General features: G+C 68.6%; 10 protein-coding genes and 1 pseudogene. 9 read left to right on the forward strand and 2 right to left on the reverse strand.

Annotated features, from left to right (window positions below; all coding sequences use genetic code 11):
* Positions 1 to 675: 675 nt before the first annotated feature.
* A complete protein-coding gene (locus tag ASC91_RS26335; RefSeq protein ID WP_056204553.1) occupies positions 676 to 1,932 on the reverse strand; it encodes an ANTAR domain-containing response regulator in 1,257 nt (418 codons plus the stop codon).
* 195 nt (positions 1,933 to 2,127) lie between these two features.
* Between ASC91_RS26335 and ASC91_RS26340 the strand changes: the two genes are divergently transcribed.
* Complete coding sequence (locus ASC91_RS26340) at positions 2,128 to 3,387, forward strand: nitrate/nitrite transporter (RefSeq protein WP_056204558.1); 1,260 nt, start codon at positions 2,128 to 2,130, stop codon at positions 3,385 to 3,387.
* 60 nt (positions 3,388 to 3,447) lie between these two features.
* A complete protein-coding gene (locus ASC91_RS26345) occupies positions 3,448 to 3,912 on the forward strand; it encodes a hypothetical protein (RefSeq protein ID WP_056204561.1) in 465 nt (154 codons plus the stop codon).
* Positions 3,913 to 4,179: 267 nt separating this feature from the next.
* Here ASC91_RS26345 and ASC91_RS26350 read toward each other — a convergent pair whose 3' ends face one another.
* Complete coding sequence (locus tag ASC91_RS26350) at positions 4,180 to 5,928, reverse strand: bifunctional protein-serine/threonine kinase/phosphatase (RefSeq protein ID WP_056204564.1); 1,749 nt, start codon at positions 5,926 to 5,928, stop codon at positions 4,180 to 4,182.
* A 338-nt stretch (positions 5,929 to 6,266) separates the two neighbouring features.
* Here ASC91_RS26350 and nirB point away from each other — a divergent pair, with 338 nt between their 5' ends.
* The 7 genes and pseudogenes from nirB to ASC91_RS26385 all read left to right on the forward strand — a co-directional run bounded on the left by nirB (position 6,267) and on the right by ASC91_RS26385 (position 16,683).
* The gene (gene nirB / locus ASC91_RS26355) at positions 6,267 to 8,717 is read left to right on the forward strand and encodes a nitrite reductase large subunit NirB (RefSeq protein WP_056205249.1); all 2,451 of its coding nucleotides are present in this window, start codon (positions 6,267 to 6,269) and stop codon (positions 8,715 to 8,717) included.
* The gene (locus ASC91_RS26360) at positions 8,717 to 9,490 is read left to right on the forward strand and encodes a type IV pili methyl-accepting chemotaxis transducer N-terminal domain-containing protein (protein ID WP_056204567.1); all 774 of its coding nucleotides are present in this window, start codon (positions 8,717 to 8,719) and stop codon (positions 9,488 to 9,490) included. The genes nirB and ASC91_RS26360 overlap by 1 nt, the downstream gene beginning before the upstream one ends.
* A gap of 255 nt (positions 9,491 to 9,745) precedes the next feature.
* Positions 9,746 to 10,129 carry a nitrite reductase small subunit NirD gene (nirD, locus tag ASC91_RS26370; protein ID WP_056204572.1) on the forward strand — a complete coding sequence of 128 codons (384 nt, stop codon included), beginning with the start codon at positions 9,746 to 9,748 and terminating at the stop codon, positions 10,127 to 10,129.
* 29 nt (positions 10,130 to 10,158) lie between these two features.
* Positions 10,159 to 10,274 (forward strand): annotated as a pseudogene (locus ASC91_RS30985) (hypothetical protein); the annotation flags it as partial.
* 30 nt (positions 10,275 to 10,304) lie between these two features.
* Entirely contained in the window at positions 10,305 to 13,046 is a 2,742-nt protein-coding gene (locus ASC91_RS26375; protein ID WP_056205252.1) for a nitrate reductase, read from the forward strand.
* Positions 13,043 to 13,792, forward strand: coding sequence for a uroporphyrinogen-III C-methyltransferase (gene cobA, locus ASC91_RS26380; RefSeq protein WP_056204574.1), 750 nt, complete (start codon positions 13,043 to 13,045; stop codon positions 13,790 to 13,792). Before ASC91_RS26375 ends, cobA begins: the two co-directional genes overlap by 4 nt.
* Before the next feature lie 500 nt (positions 13,793 to 14,292).
* On the forward strand, positions 14,293 to 16,683 hold the full coding sequence (locus ASC91_RS26385; protein ID WP_056204581.1) for a glycoside hydrolase family 3 N-terminal domain-containing protein: 2,391 nt from the start codon (positions 14,293 to 14,295) through the stop codon (positions 16,681 to 16,683).
* Positions 16,684 to 16,687: the final 4 nt, after the last annotated feature.

Consider the following 16,687-nt stretch of genomic DNA (forward strand, 5'->3'; position numbering starts at 1 on the left):
CTCTTCTCCGTCCAGACCATGGGCTTCTTCCGGGGCTTCTAAACCCCGAAAGCGTTACCCATGTCCTGGCACACCCGTTACCTATGTCCCCGGTCTATACACGGGGCCAGAAGAAAGTCACCAAAGAAGAGGCCCTGAACCGCACGCCATCGCGTCACCGCCCTCAGCGGCGCGCGAAAACGTCCTCCGGCTTTGCGGGACGAAGCGACCCGCTGCGCTCTCGCTGCTGTCCCTATCACCTTCACCATCCATCGCACCACCTGCCCGCTTAACGCCGGCTGCACGCCGTTCTCACCAGGAAGACCGATGCAGCGTCGCTCGGGCGACGCGACTTGCCGCGCTCACCTGCCCGACACGTCGCCCGAGCGACGCCGCCTTCATTGATAAGCCCGGCGTGCAGCCGGCGTTAAGCGGCGTGAAGTGGCGATGCGTGGCGCTCGTCACAGGGACAGCAGCGAGAGCGCAGCGGGTCGCGTCTGCCCAAATCGGAAGTGAGAGTTTTCGCGCGCCACACTTGGCGGTGTGGTGCTCGTGTGCGGTTCAGCGCCTCTTCTTTGGTGACTTTCTTCTGGCGCCGCAGAAGAAAGTTACCCGGCCGCCGGGACGGACTCCCGGCAATGTCCCGGCAATGCACCGAGCAATAGCGCTCTTCGCAAAAGCTCCCCAAGAACCACCTCATCCCAAGATCAACTGCAACGACCCCTGCAACGCCTGAATCAACGCCTCCAGCGCCTGCAGCAGTCTCTCGCTGCCTTGGTGCATGCGCTGCACCGCGTCGCCCTGCTCGACGCGCAGGCCACGCAGCAGCAGCAGCCAGGCCTCGTCCACGTCCTTGAAGGCCGGCTGCAGGGTCGGGCCTGCGAGTGGCGCGGCGCGCACGCTGTCATAGGCCTTGATGAATTCATCAAGCCCCGCGGCGAGGCCGCTGGCGTCGTGGCCAGGCATGACCTGGGCGAGCAGGCCTTCCTTGGCCAGGCGCTGGCTCAGCAAGCGCAGCCGCGTGACCTGAGCCAACAGGCCGACCGGGCGCTGGCCGGCGCGTTCGGACAGGCGGGCGACCAGCGTCTCGCTGCTTTCCAGCAGGCGCTGGGCTGCCCGGTCGCTGCGGCCGAGGTCGGGCTGGCGGTTGGCCAGCGCGGCGTCCAGCTGAGCCCAGGCGGCCGATACGGCAGACAACTCCTCGGCCAGATCGTGGCGCAGCAGCTCGGCCAGCCGGGCGAGATTGGCCGCCACGCGTTCGGCCGACGCGTCCAGCAGGGCCTGGGCCTCGCGGCGCTCGGGCGGCGTGAGGCGCGGCCACTGGCGCAGGGCCTGCAGCTTGACGAGGCGCTGGCTCAGCATGCGCTGGGCGCCGGCGCGCTCCAGCGCTTCGGCCAGCTCGCTCGTGTGCACGACACCACGCGCCACCTCGGGCAACTTGGACTGGGTCTGCATCGCGGTATTGCGCAACAGCGCGAAGGCGGCCGCCTCGTCGATGCCGCGGGCCTGCATCAACAGGCCCTTGGCACGTTCTGTCCACTTGCGCTCGTCCAGCTTGGCCTGGGCGGCGAGCTCGCGGGCCTGCTGCTGGGCAGTCAGATCACGCGCCCACAGCAAGGCCTCGCCCAGCACGCTGGCATCCACATCGGCCGGCAGCCATTGCACGGCACCGCGGGCCAGCGCAGCCTGCCGCTCGGGCCCCTGAGGCGGCGGCGACAGCAGCACCACGGGCAAGCCGAAAGCCCGCTCCGAGTGCAGAAGCTGCGCCAAGGCGGTGCGGTCCGGGCACCAGAGCAGCCCGACGGCCGGACCGTCGGCGGGCGGCGCAAGCTCCGAAACGGTGCACACAGACCAGCCCAGGGCCTGCAAAGCGGCCACCTGGGGCGGCGGTTCAGGGCTGCAGATCAGCGAGGGCAGCAGGGGCAGCGAGGTAGGAGCGGCGGTATCAGGCATGGCTTCAGGCTTCACGCCCCAAAACGGCGCAAGAAACAGGCCAGCGACGTTGCCGGCGGGTGGGCATGAGGCTTGCAAGTATCGGCCGTGGTTCCCGCAATGGTGCGGAAACCCTCCCGCTGCACGTCCTTGCCGCCCTGGCACGCGACCGGTGGGTTGGCGTGGGCGCGTGCAGCCAGCACGATAGAGCCCAAGATGTCCGCATTCCAGAACTTCAAACGAGCCGGCCACAGCCCCACGCTGTTCGCCGCCTTCCTTTACTTCGCGTTCTCCTGCTGCATCTGGGTGCTCAATGGCGCGCTGGCGCCCTTCATCAGCGAGACCTATCACCTGACACCGGCCCAGAAGGGGCTGATGCTGTCGATCCCGATCATGGCCGGCGCGCTGATGCGCTTCCCGCTCGGTCTGCTGTCGCAATACATCGGCCGCAAGAACGCGACGCTGGTCGAGATGGGCATGATCGCCGTGGCCATGCTGTATGGCTTCTTCATGGTGAAGAGCTATGACGACCTGCTGGCCATGGGCGTGCTGCTGGGCATTGCCGGCGCCAGCTTCGGCGTGGCGCTGAGCCTGGGCTCGGGCTGGTTCCCGCCGCAGTACAAGGGCCTGGCCATGGGCCTGGTGGGCGCGGGCAATGTCGGCACGGCGGTGTCGGTGCTCGTCGCGCCGCCGCTGGCCCAGGCCTATGGCTGGCAGACGGTCTATGCCTTCGCGGCGGCCGCCATCCTGGTGCCAATGCTGGTCATGATCGTCTTCGCCAAGGAGCCGCCCGATGTCGACGCGCATGCCTCGCTGCGCGAGCACGTCGCCTGCCTGTTCGAGAAGGATGGCTGGGCCTTCAGCCTGATCTACGGCGTGACCTTCGGCGGCTTCATCGGCCTCACCACCTTCCTGCCCACCTACTACTACGACCAGTTCGGCGTCTCCAAGGTGCAGGCCGGCCAGCTGACCATGCTGGCGGCCTTCATGGGCGCGGCGGTGCGCGTGGTGGGCGGCTGGCTGTCGGACCGCTGGGGCGGCGTCAACATGCTGACCTTCGTGCTGGTCGTCGTCGCGATCACGCTGGCCCTGATCGGCATGAGCAGCGGGTCCCTCGTGCTGACGACGCTGCTGCTCATCGTCTGCTTCGCGGCCCTGGGCGCGGGCAATGGCGCCCTCTTCCAGTTGGTGCCGCTGCGCTGGCCCGCGGCCACGGCCGTGGCCGGCTCGATGATCGGCGAGATCGGCGCCCTGGGCGGCGGCCTGGTGCCCAATCTGATGGGCATGTCCAAGCAGCATGCGGGCACTTATATGTGGGGTTTTGTCGTCTTCGCGGTGTTGGCTGTTTTGATGCTGGGCGTCATGCGTGTCATGCAGATCCGCTGGACGCGCACCTGGGCCGAGAAAGGTGGCCGCGCACGCCAAGCCGCCACGGCCGGCCAGGACGCCGATCCGGTGCATTACCAACGCATCTGAGTCGCGGCTGCCCCTCGCGCGAGGGACAGCCCGACGCGCAACGCTCGGCACACTGGGCGCATGAAGACCCTCATCGCCCTCACCCTCGTCGGTCTGGCCGCCGGCGCCCAGGCCGCCACCAGCTGCAAGATTGCCGGCGCCGACATCCGCGTCTCCGACAGCTACGCCGACTTCAACTACTCGCCCAGCGGCAAGGCGGGCGCGACGGGCAGGCTGTCGCGCTTTCGGCTGATGACGCTGGACGGCGGCGAAGCCCCGACCAGCAACGTCGAGCTGAAGACCGTCGACATCACGGGCCCAGGCGACTACACGCTGTCCATGGAGTCGCTGTGGCGCTCGGTCATCCGCGTGCAAGGCAAGAGCCAGCGCGTGACGGCTGGCAAATTCCACTTCACGCGCTTCGAGATGAAAGACACGGTCGGCCATGCGGCAGGCACTGTCGAGTTCACGACCGACCAGGCCAGCGGCTCCTGCACGTTTGATGTCGAGGTCAAGGGCATCAACCGCGACCGCCTTGGGCTCTGAATAGGGCCTGGTAACGCTACGGCAAGGGGTCGCGAAGGCCCGCCGCCAGGGGCCAATCAAGGCGCGGCACGCCGCCCGCACTCGCGTGCGGGCCAGTGGCGCAACGCCGAGTGGCCCCTGACGGCGGGCCTTCCCTTCGGGTTGTGGCCGGAAAAGCCGCGCGCGGCGTTGCAAATGCTCGCCGGGTGTCCAACCCGGCTCCGCTTTTCGCCTTGCTCGCGGCTTTTCTGGCCACAACGCGACCCGTTGCCGTAGCGTTAACAGGCCCTAGCGCGGCAGGAAGGCCAGCCAGGCAATCAGCAGCAGGTTGAGCAGCACGGACAGGCCCAGGCCGACCTGCCAGACGCTCACCGCCTCGCGCGCGGCCTTGGGCGGGCGCGCGGAGGCGGGCTGGTCGCGGGCGGCCAGCCGTTCGAGCGCCAGCAGCAACTCGTCGGCCGTCTCGAAACGCGCCTTGGCCTCGCGAGCGACGGCGCGCATGACGAGACGGTCCAGCGGCATGGGCACGCTGGGCTGCAGCCGGCTGACGCTGGCCGGCTCGCGGCGGTAGCGCGCCAGTTGATAGGGTTCGATCTCGCCATAGGGCAGGCGGCCCGTCAGCGCCTGGTAGAGGGTCACGCCCAGCGCAAACAAGTCAGAACCCGCGTCGGCCGGGGTAGGCGGATCCTGCCATTGCTCGGGGTTGATATAGCTGGGCGTGCCGGCATGCAGCTCGTGCGAGGCCGCGGGCGCGCGTGGGCTCAGGGCGACGCCCAGGTCCAGCACGCGCCACTGGCCATCTTCACCCAGATGCAGATTGGCCGGCTTGATGTCGCGGTGCACGACGCCGGCGGCATGCAGCAGGCTCAATGAGCGCGCGACGGCGCTGGCCAGGCCCAGAGCCTGGACCGTATCCAGCGGGCCTTTGGCGAGCAGTTGCTCCAGCGTGTGGCCGCCATGCCAGTCGAACACGGCGTAGAAGTGGGTGGCGCCATCGGCCGGCGCATGAACGCGCACAAAACCGCTCTCACCCCCACGCCGACGGTGCCGGGGTGCCTCGGCCAGGCGCAGGCCCAGCCAGATCTCGTGGGCCAGCATGGCGCGCTCTTCAGGATCGTCGGCGCGGCCGGGGCGCAGCATCTTCAGGGCCACGAGGCGCCCGGTGGCAAGCTCGCGCGCCTGCAAAAGGCGGTGCACGCCGTTGTCGGCGACGACGGCGGTGACCTGGTAGCCGTCCAGCGTCGCGCCGACACCGAGCGGCCCGGGGCTGGGCAAGGTTCGGCCCAATGCCGCGAGGTCGTTCAGGCCCGGGTCGGCCAGGTCCTTGACGTCGAGGACGAGGGCGGTCGCGTTGTCGTGGCTGCCAGCCGCCAGTGCCGCAGCGGTCAGCGCATCGGCCGCCGCCTGCGCGCCTGGCGTGGTGCGCAACAGGTCGGCGATCTGGCGGCTGCGCAGGGAGCCGTGCACGCCATCGCTGGTCAGCAACAGGCGGTCCCCCACCTTGAGCTCGCCGGCGCTGTGGTCCAGGCGCAGCGCATCGTCCAGGCCCAGGGCGCGCGTGAGGCCGGCGAAGTCGCGGCGCTCCATGCGGTGGTCCTGGGTCAGCAGCAGGCATTGGCCGTCGCGCAGCAGCCAGGCGCGGCTGTCACCCACATGGGCCAACGCGTAGCGGCGGCCGCGCAGTGCGATGGCCGTCAGCGTCGTCAGCGCCTCGCGCGGCTGACCGTCCGGCCCGGGGCGGCGGTTGTGCGAGGCGAGCCATGCGTTCTGGTGCCCGAGCAGGCGGTCCAGCGCCACGCTGGTGTCCCAGTCGGCGGGCACGCCGTGGAAGTCGCGCAGCAGGCTCATGACCGAAGTCTGGGCAGCCATCAGGCCATCGCCGTTGGAATGCTCACCACCGCTGACGCCATCAGCCAGGGCGGCGACCCAGCCGCGCTCGGCCTCGTGCGCAGCCGGCGCCTGCACGCCGGCGAAGTCCTCGTTGCGAGGACGCTTGCCCTGCAGGCTGGACAGGCCGGTATCGAGTTCGAAGCGCATGCGCGTGAGTCGTTGTCAGTGAGCGGTTGGTATTGCGGGCCGAGCGCCGGGCCGCTCCCAAGCCGGCCCGTCTGGCGATGTGCTTGCCGGTCGAGCCGGCAAGCATCGCCGTCCCCTCGGGGGACCGGCCAAGGCAAGGCCTTGGACGAGGGGCTTCATCTTGGTGCAGTTTCAGGGATGAGTGCACCCGCACCGGGCTAGCAAACGCTTCGGCGTGGGGCGTCGCTGGGCGTTTGAGGTTGATTTCTCACGCTGCGGCAGGTCTGAAGGCCAGCTTCATCGCTGGCACATGCCTTGCAAAGCAAAGGGCAGACCAGCTTTGTTGTATGGAGTCCGGCATGAAGAAGATGAAGCTCGTGATGGTGGGCAACGGCATGGCCGGCGTGCGCACGCTGGAGGAGCTGCTGAAGATCACGCCGGATCTCTACGACATCACCGTATTCGGTGCCGAGCCGCACCCCAACTACAACCGCATCCTGCTCAGCCCTGTGCTGGCCGGCGAGCAGACGATCGAAGAGATCATCCTGAACCCGCTCTCCTGGTATGAGGAGAACGGCATCACGCTGCACCTGGGCAAGACGGTCACCGAGATCGATCGCGTGCGCCGCCGCGTCATCGCGGCCGACGGCACGACGGCGGAATACGACCGCCTGCTGATCGCCACCGGCTCGAATCCCTTCGTGCTGCCGGTGCCTGGCAAGGATCTGGATGGCGTCATCGCCTACCGCGATATTGCCGACACCAACGCCATGATCGACGCGGCGACGAAATACAAGCACGCCGTCGTCATCGGCGGTGGCCTGCTCGGCCTGGAAGCCGCCAACGGGCTGATGCTGCGCGGCATGCAGGTCACGGTCGTGCACCTGGTCGACACGCTGATGGAGCGCCAGCTCGACGGCGTCGCCGGCGACCTGCTGCGCAAGTCGCTGGTCGACCGCGGCCTGACCTTCATGCTGGGCGCGCAGACGCAGGAACTGGTGGCCGGCCCCTCGGGCCGGGTCCAGGCCATCAAGCTCAAGGGCAAGGACGGTCAGGTCATCGACGTACCGGCCGACCTCGTCGTCATGGCCGCCGGCATTCGCCCCAACACCGCGTTGGCCGAGAAAGCAGGCTTGCATTGCAGCCGCGGCATCGTCGTCACCGACACGATGCAGACGGTGACCGACCCCCGCGTCTACTCGGTGGGCGAATGCGCCGCCCACCGCGGCATTGCCTATGGCCTGGTCGCGCCACTGTTCGAGCAGGGCAAAGTCTGCGCCACCCACCTGGCCCAGTTCGGCATCGGCCGCTACCTCGGCTCCTCGGTCAGCACCAAGCTCAAGGTCACCGGCATCGACCTCTTCAGTGCCGGCAACTTCACCGGCGGCGCGGGCACCGAAGAGATCGTCATGAGCGACCCCTTCGCCGGCGTCTACAAGAAGCTCGTCATCCAGAACGACCAGCTCGTCGGCGCCTGCCTGTATGGCGACACGGTGGACGGCGGCTGGTACTTCAAGCTGCTGCGCGAGGGCCGCAAGATCGGTGACATCCGCGACAAGCTGATGTTCGGCGAGGCGGGGGCCAACATCGGCGACGTCGGCCACCAGGGCGTCAGCCGCGCGGCCGCGATGGCCGACACGGACGAGGTCTGTGGCTGCAACGGCGTCGCCAAGGGCACCATCTGCAAGGCCATCCGCGACAAGGGCCTGTTCACGCTGGACGAGGTGCGCAAGCACACCAAGGCGAGCGCGAGCTGCGGCAGCTGCACCGGGCTGGTCGAACAGCTCATCATGTTCACCGCCGGCGGCGACTACTCGGCCACGCCGAAGAAAAAGGCCATCTGCGCCTGCACCGACGCCAGCCACCAGGACGCCCGCGACACGATTCGCCTGGCGCATCTGCTGACCTCGGCCGAGGTGTTCCGCGCGCTGGACTGGAAGACGCCCAATGGCTGCGCCACCTGCCGCCCGGCCGTCAACTACTACCTGATCTCGACCTGGCCCAAGGAGGCCATCGACGACCCGCAGAGCCGCTACATCAACGAGCGTTCGCACGCCAACATCCAGAAGGACGGCCGCTACTCGGTCATCCCGCGCATGTGGGGCGGCGAGACGACGAGCTCGGAGCTGCGCCGCATTGCCGACGCGGTGGACAAGTATCAGATCCCCACCGTCAAGGTCACCGGCGGCCAGCGCATCGACCTGCTGGGCGTGAAGAAGGAAGACCTCGTCAACGTCTGGAAGGACATCGGCATGCCCTCCGGCCATGCCTATGCCAAGGCGCTGCGCACGGTGAAGACCTGCGTGGGCAGCGAATGGTGCCGCTTCGGCACGCAGGACTCGACGCAGATGGGCAAGGACCTGGAGCGGGCGCTGTGGCGCATGTACGCGCCGCACAAGGTCAAGATCGCCGTGTCGGGCTGCCCGCGCAACTGCGCGGAGGCCGGCATCAAGGACGTCGGCGTCATCGGCGTCGACTCGGGCTGGGAGATCTACGTTGCCGGCAACGGCGGCATCAAGACCGAGGTGGCCGAGTTCTTCTGCAAGCTGAAGACGCCGGAGGAGGTGCTGGAGTACAGCGGCGCCTTCCTGCAACTCTACCGGCTGGAGGGCTGGTACCTGGAGCGCACGGTGCATTACGTCGCCCGGGTCGGCCTGGATCATGTGAAGAAGAAGATCCTCGAGGACGCCGACAACCGCAAGGCGTTGTGGGCGCAGCTGCAGTTCAGCCTGGACGGTGAGCCCGACCCGTGGTTCGACTTCGACAAGGCCCACGTGGACCTGCGCCAGTTCGACAAGGTGGCCGTCTGATGCTGAACCGCCGCGTCATTCTTCTCGCGAGCCTGGCCTCCGGGCCCGCCCTGGCTCAGAGCCGCATCAGCCAGCTCGGCGAAGCCATCGACAAGGCCGGCGCCCAGCGCATGCTCAGCCAGCGCATGGGCAAGGCCTGGCTGGGCCAGCTGCGCCCCGAGCTGGCGCCGCGTGCGCGCCAGGTGCTGGAGGCCAGCGAGGCCCGCTTCGAGCGCCAGTTGAGCGAACTGCTCGCCTTTGCGCCCACGCCCGAGATCGCCGGCAGCTACAAGGCCATGCAGCACCGCTTTGGCGACTACCGCGCCTTGCTGCAGAGCAAGCCCAGCCGCGAGCGCGTCGACGAACTGCTGCAAACATCCGGCGAAATGCTCAGCCTGGCCCACGTCGCCACCGGCCAACTGCAGCAGCGCTCCACCACGGCGACCGCGATGCTGGTCAACATGTCGGGCCGGCAGCGCATGCTGTCGCAGCGACTGGCCCTGTTCTTCATGGCCGGCCAGCAGGGCGCTCGATCCGACGTCGTGAGCAAGGAAACGGTCAAGGCCCGCGCCGAGTTCGAGACCGCCATGCGCGTGCTGGCTTCGGCCCCTGAAGGAACGCCCGCCATCCGCGACAACCTGGATCTTGCACGCAACCAATGGGTCTTCTTGCAGTCGGCACTGGCCGGCGAGAGCCAGGGGCCGGAAACGGCCAGCAACGTCTTCGTGGCGAGCGAGAACCTGCTCGCCGTGATGGAAACCGTGACGGGGCAGTTTGCCCGCCAACTGGCATGAATCTGCCCCTCGCCCAGCCTCGCGTCGCTGAACGCGAGCGAGTCCAGTCGGTCTTGCAGACCGCGCTGCGGCTCGCGCCGCAGCCCTTCGGCAGGCACAAGCCGCCCACTGGGCGCCTTGTGTCCGGCCTCAGCCCCCGCGGGGACGGCGATGCTTGCCGGATCGACCGGCAAGCACATCGCCAGCGCGGGCCGGCTAGGGAGCGGCCCGTCGCTCGGCCCGTCAGGTTCGGATTGGACAACTGAGGTAGACGCTATGGACGACTGGACCCGCATCTGCGCCCTGCAGGACATCCCCGTGCTGGGCTCGCGCCGTGTGCAGCGCACCGCCGGCATCGACGTGGCGCTGTTCCGCAACGCCGACGACGAGGTCTTCGCGCTGCTGGACCGCTGCCCCCACAAGGGCGGCCCCTTGAGCCAGGGCATCGTCTTCGGCAAGAGCGTGGCCTGCCCGCTGCACAACTGGACGATCGGCCTGAACGACGGCACGGCCCGCGAACCCGATGAGGGCTGCACGCCGAGCTTCCGCGTGAAGCTGGAGGGCGGTGAAGTCTTCCTGCTGCAGACGGAACTGGCCACGCTGGCCTTGGACCTTCCTGCCCCTGTCGCAGGCCCGAAGATTTCGATTGCGGTGGCTTGAGCGGCGAAGACCTGCCTGGCTAGAAGAACATGAGCGAGACAAAGTCCACCTGCCCCTACTGTGGCGTCGGCTGCGGATACGCGCGGAAGCGCGATCCGCATTGCAGTGACATGGCGCACTCCCCTCTCATCCCCTCGCCAAGCGAGGGGCTCCACAGCCGAGGGCGGGTATGACCATGCGCGAAACCAAATCCACGTGCCCTTACTGCGGCGTCGGCTGTGGTGTTGTGATCGAGCATGACGACACCCAAATCATCGGCGTGCGCGGTGACCCCGACCACCCGGCCAACTTCGGCCGGCTGTGCACCAAGGGCACCAACCTGCACCTGACGGCCACGCCGGTCGTCATCCAGCACCAGCGCTTGCGCGAGCCCGCCCGTCGCGCCGAGCGTGGGGCCCAGCCCGCGATCATCAGCTGGGATCAGGCCAACCGCGAGATTGCCGACAAGCTGCTGGCCATCCGCGCCGAGCATGGTCCGGAGTCCATCGGCGTCTACATCTCCGGCCAGCTGCTGACCGAGGACTATCACGCCTTCAACAAGCTGGCCCGCGCCGTCATTGGCACGCCGCACATCGACTCCAACTCGCGGCTGTGCATGAGTTCGGCCGTGGTCGGCTACAAGCAGGCCCTGGGCGCCGATGCGCCGCCCTGCAGCTACGAGGACATCGAGCTGGCCGACTGCGTGCTGATCAGCGGCGCCAACCCGGCCTGGGCCCACCCCATCCTGTTCCGCCGCCTCGAAGCAGCGCGCGCCAACAAGCCCGCACACAAGCTGATCGTCATCGACCCGCGCCGCACCGAGACGGCCGAGCTCGCCGACCTGCACCTGCAGATCCGCCCCGGCACCGACGTGGCGCTGTGCCACGGCCTGCTGCATGCCGTCATCTGGCAGGGCTGGACGGCGGGTGACTTCATCGCCCAATCCACCGAAGGCTTCGACGCGCTGAAGGAACTGGTGCGCGACTGGGCGCCTTCCCGCGCGGCCCAGGTCTGCGGCGTCAAGGAGGCCGACATCTGGCAAGCCGCTGAATGGTTCGCCACCTCACCGAGTTCGCTCAGCCTCTACTGCCAGGGCCTCAATCAGAGCAGCAGCGGCACCGCCAAGAACACGGCCCTGATCAACCTGCACCTGGCCACCGGCCAGATCGGCAAGCCCGGCGCCGGCCCTTTCTCGCTGACCGGCCAACCCAACGCCATGGGCGGCCGCGAGAGCGGTGGCATGGCCACGCTGCTGCCGGGCCACCGCGACCCGGGCAAGGCCGAGGACTGGGCCGAGATCGCCTCGCTGTGGGGTGTGCCTGACCTGCCCGGCAAGCGCGGCCACACGGCCGTGGAAATGTTCGAGGCCGCAGCCCGCGGCGAGATCAAGGCGCTGTGGATTGCCTGCACCAACCCCGCCCAGTCAATGCCCGACCAGGCCACCGTGCGCCAGGCACTGGAGCGCTGCGAGCTGGTCATCCTGCAGGAAGCCTTCGCCCACACGGCCACGGCGCGCTACGCCGACTATCTGTTGCCGGCCTCCACCTGGGGAGAGAAGGAAGGCACGGTCACCAACAGCGAGCGCCGCATCAGCCGCGTGCGCCCGGCCGTGCCGGCGGCCGGCGAGTCCCGTGCCGACTGGCGCATCGTGAGCGACATCGCCGCGCTGATCGACGCCGGCCTGGGCCGACAGCCTCGCCTGACGGCCACGACGCCGGAAGACCTCTGGCTGGAACACCGCGAAGCCACGCGCGGCCGCGACCTCGATATCACCGGCCTGTCCTGGGTCACGCTGGACACCGAAGGCCCGCAGCAGTGGCCCTTCGTCACCGGCCCGACGGCACGGCTCTACACCGATGGCCGCTTCGCCACCGCCGACGGCCGCGCCCGCTTCATCACCAAGCCGTATCAAGCCACTGCCGAAACCGCCAGCCCCAAGCACCCCTTCGCGCTGACGACCGGCCGCATGCGCGACCAGTGGCACGGCATGAGCCGCAGCGGCAGCGTGCCGCGCCTGTTTGCCCACGAAGGCAAACCGCTGGTGCGCATCCACCCCAGCGACGCCGCGCGCCGCAAGCTGGCCGACGGCGAACTCGTGCACGTGCGCTCGCGCCGCGGCGAAGTCGTGCTGCAACTCAAGCTCGATGAGAACGTGCCCCTGGCCGGCGCCGACGTCGCCATGCACTGGGGCGACGAGTTCATCGGCGCCCAGCTCGGCGTCAACGCCGTGACGCAGGGCGCCTTCTGCCCCGACTCCAAGCAGCCCGAGCTGAAGTTCAGTGCCGTCGCCATCGAGCCGGCCGACCTGCCCTGGCGCCTCAGCGCCTGCGCCTGGGTCGCACCCGCAGACGGCCCTCGCCTGCGCGAGCAGCTACGCGCGTTGATGCCGCGCTTCGGCTACGCGCATTGCCTGCCCGAACCGGCGAAGGGCGAACAAGTGGGCTGGGCCTTCGAAGCCGCCTGCGCCGAAGCGCCCGCGCCCGAGCTGGTCGATGAACTCGCCGCCGTGCTGGGCCTGAACAGCCCCGCCGTGCTGCGCTATGCCGATGCCCAGCGCGGCCGCCTGCGCCTGCTGAACCTGGACGGCGACGATCTGCAGGCCGCGCCGTTGCAGGCCCTGCTGCGTGTTGGCCAGCACGACGAAGGCGCCTGGCTGGTCGACCTCTGGCGCGAGCGCACTGCGGCATCGACGGTTGGCCGCTGGCTGCTGTCGCCCGGCACGCCGCCCACCAACACCGTGGCCGCCAGCCCGCAGGTCTGCAACTGCTTTGACGTGCGCGAGGACGTCATCCGCCTGACCCTGACCCGCTGCAGCGGCAGCCCGGCCGAGCGCCTGTCGCAGCTGCAGGGCGAAAAGCGCTGCGGCACTCAGTGCGGCTCCTGCCTGCCGGCGCTGCGCCGCCTCGTCAACACAACGCCTGAGGAAGTTCCGGCATGAACCACACCGTCTCCCTTGTCGGCGCCGGCCCTGGCGACCCGGAACTGCTGACCGTCCGCGCCTTGAAGCGTATCGAGGCGGCCGATGTCGTCCTCGCCGACGACCTCATCGACCCACGCGTGCTGGCCCTTGTGAAGGGCCGACTGCTGCGCGTCGGCAAGCGCGGCGGCTGCATCAGTACCGACCAGCACTTCATCCACGCGCTGATGATTCGCGAGGCCCGCGCCGGCCACCGCGTCGTGCGCCTCAAGGGCGGTGACCCCTTCGTCTTCGGTCGTGGCGGTGAGGAGGTCGACGCGCTGCGCGAGGCCGGCCTCGACGTCGAAGTGGTCAGCGGCCTGACCAGCGGTATCGCCGGCCCCGCCGCCGTCGGCATCCCGGTGACGGACCGTCGCGCCTCGCCCGGCGTCGTCCTCGTCACCGGCCACCCTGGCGAAGGACGTGCCGAGCCCGACTGGGCAGCCCTGGCCCGCACGGGCCTGACCCTGGTCATCTATATGGGTGTGGCCCGCGCGGCCGACATCACGGCCAAGTTGCTGGGTGCCGGTCTGCGCCCGGATCTGCCGGCCGCCATCGTCAGCGCGGCGCACACGGCACAGCAGCGCCACGCGGTGACGACGCTGGCCGAGCTGCCCGACTGCATCGAGCGCGAGGGGTTGAAGAGCCCGGCTTTGCTGGTGATCGGCGAGGTGGCTGCGCATGCGGCGCTCGATGCGGTGCAGCATGGCCAACGCAAGGTCGGCTGAGGAGCCCGCTCGGCACTGATCCCGACCGCGGCGAGAGCAGCTCCAGGCTGAACGCTGCCACCCAGATTTCGCGACCTGATGGCCGCTGTCGGCGGCAACTGTCATTGAACGGGGTGCCGACTGAGCGACTGCTGGACCACCGGGACCGGCCATTCACCGACGCTCGCGCTTGAGACGACCGTGACCCGGGGCGCCGGGCGGGTCAACGACAGCTATCGTGGCCAACGAGCTGGCGGAACCGACCCGAATCGGAGTCCGCACCAGGCCTGTTGAGCGGCCGCAAAGCTGACATTCAACGTTCGCGGTTAGCGGGCGGCGCAGCCGTCCAAGACGTGGATGTGACACTGCGGCCGCAAGCGTGCTTAGGCATCGCGCGCCGACTGGCGGGTTGCAATACTCTGCCCCGCGCGGGTGAGCCCCCTTTCCCGCCAGTGCCTGCCGCCATGCGCCGCCATGCGTTAGGGTGCGCGCCCAGACTGAACCGCCTACGAAGGAGACCCATGAGTACTGCCGGTGTGACGCGTCGCAATTTTGTCCAAGGTGTCGGTGCCGTCGGGCTTGCCACGGCAGGCCATGCGGTGGCGGCTCAGTCCGATCAGCCGCTCTACAAGCAGGCGTCCGCAGGCGTGGCGGTGCGCGTCAAGGACCTGCTTTCCCGCATGACGCTGGAGGAGAAGGTGGCCCAGACCATGTGCATCTGGATCGGCAAGAACCGCGTGCAGAACGAACGCGGCGACTTCGACGCGGCGCAGGCCGCGCAGGCGCTGCCGCACGGCTTGGGCATGCTTGCCCGGCCGAGTGACCGCAAGGGCGTGGACAACACCAACGCCGGCGCAGATGCCAATATGGCCAACCGCACGGCGGCCGAGACGGCAGCCTATGTCAATGCCGCCCAGGCCTGGGCGGTGCAGCGCACGCGGCTGGGCATTCCGCTGTTCATGCACGAGGAAAGTCTGCATGGCTACGCGGCGCGCGACGCGACCTGCTTCCCGCAGGCGATCGGCCTGGCGTCCTCCTTCGACCCAGCGCTGATCGAGCGGATCTATTCGGTCTGCGCGCGGGAGATGCGGGCGCGGGGTGCCAACCTCGCCTTGGCGCCGGTCGTCGATGTCTGCCGCGATCCGCGTTGGGGCCGCGTGGAGGAGACCCTCGGCGAAGACCCCTACCTGACGAGCGTGCTGGGCAAGGCGGCGGTCATTGGCTTCTCCGGCACCGAGCGCAAGCTGGCGCCGGCCAAGGTGCTGGCGACGCTCAAGCACATGACCGGCCATGGTCAGCCCGAGCGCGGCATCAACACCGCGCCGGCGCAGATCTCCGAGCGGGTGCTGCGCGAAGTCTTCTTCCCGCCGTTCGAGAAGATCATCCGCGAGACGCCGATTGCGGCCGTCATGCCGTCGTACAACGAGATCGACGGCATCCCTTCACATGCCAACCCGTGGCTGCTGAAAACCATCCTGCGCGGCGAATGGGGCTTCAAGGGCCTGACGGTCTCGGACTACTTCGCGATCGGGGATCTGGTGTCGCGCCACCGGCTGGTGCCTGACATGAAGGAGGCGGCTTATCGCGCCTTCACCGCCGGGGTCGACATCGAAACGCCTGACACCGGCGGCTTCCCCGAGCTCGTCAACCTGGTGAAGGCCGGCCGCATCAAGGAGGCCGAGCTCGACGTGGTCGTGCGCCGCATCCTGGAGCTGAAGTTCCTCGCCGGATTGTTTGAAGACCCGTATGTCGACGCCAGCAAGGCGGACGGCCTGACCGCCACACCGGACGCGGTGGCCCTGGCGCGTGAAGCGGCGGTGCGATCCGTCGTGCTGTTGAAGAACGACGGGGTACTGCCACTCGACGGCAAAAAGGTCGGCAAGCTGCTGCTGCTCGGCACGCATGCCAAGGACACGCCCATCGGCGGCTACTCCGACATTCCCCGCCATGTGGTGTCCATCCACGACGCACTGGCCAGCGAAGCGAAGTCGCAGGGCTTCGCCTTCGAGTACCGGGAAGCCGTGCGCTTGACCGAGAAGCGCGAGTGGACGGAAGACGAAGTGCGTTTCATCGCCCCGGCGGTCAATGCCCGCCTCATCGCGGAGGCCGTCGAGGCGGCCAAGGCGGCAGACACGATCGTGATGGTGCTGGGCGACAACGAACAGACCACCCGCGAGGCGTGGTCGGACACCCATCTGGGCGACCGCGACTCGCTGGAACTGATCGGCCAGCAGAACGACCTGGCGGCCGCCATCTTCGCGTTGAACAAGCCGACGGTCGTCTTCCTGCTGAACGGCAAACCGCTGGCGATCAACCTGCTGAAGGCCAAGGCCGGCGCCATCATCGAAGGCTGGTACCTCGGGCAGGAAACCGGCCATGCGGCCGCCGACATCCTGTTCGGCCGCGCCAACCCGGGCGGCAAGCTGCCCATCAGCTTCCCCCGCAACGTGGGGCAACTGCCCGTGTACTACAACGCCAAGCCAACGGCCAGCCGCGGCTACCTCGGCAGCGACAACACACCGCTCTATCCCTTCGGTTTCGGCCTGAGCTACACGACGTTTGCGCTGTCAGCGCCGCGCCTGTCCAAGGCAACCATCGGGCCGGCGGACAGCGTGACGGTCTCGGTGGACGTCACCAATACCGGCAAGCGCCAGGGCGACGAGGTGGTGCAGCTCTACATCCGCGATGACATTTCGTCGGTGACCCGACCCGTCAAGGAACTCAAGGGCTTCGCCCGCGTGACGCTGGCACCCGGCGAAAAGCGGACCGTCACCCTCACGATCACGCCAGCAGAACTCCAGTTCTACGGCATGGACATGAAGCGCGTCGTCGAGCCCGGCAGCTTCACCATCATGGCCGGCCCCAACAGCGTCGATCTGAAGACCACCACTTTGACGGTTGCTGCGGCCTGAACGA

This window comes from Pelomonas sp. Root1237 (genome assembly GCF_001425055.1).
Classification (GTDB): domain Bacteria; phylum Pseudomonadota; class Gammaproteobacteria; order Burkholderiales; family Burkholderiaceae_C; genus Pelomonas.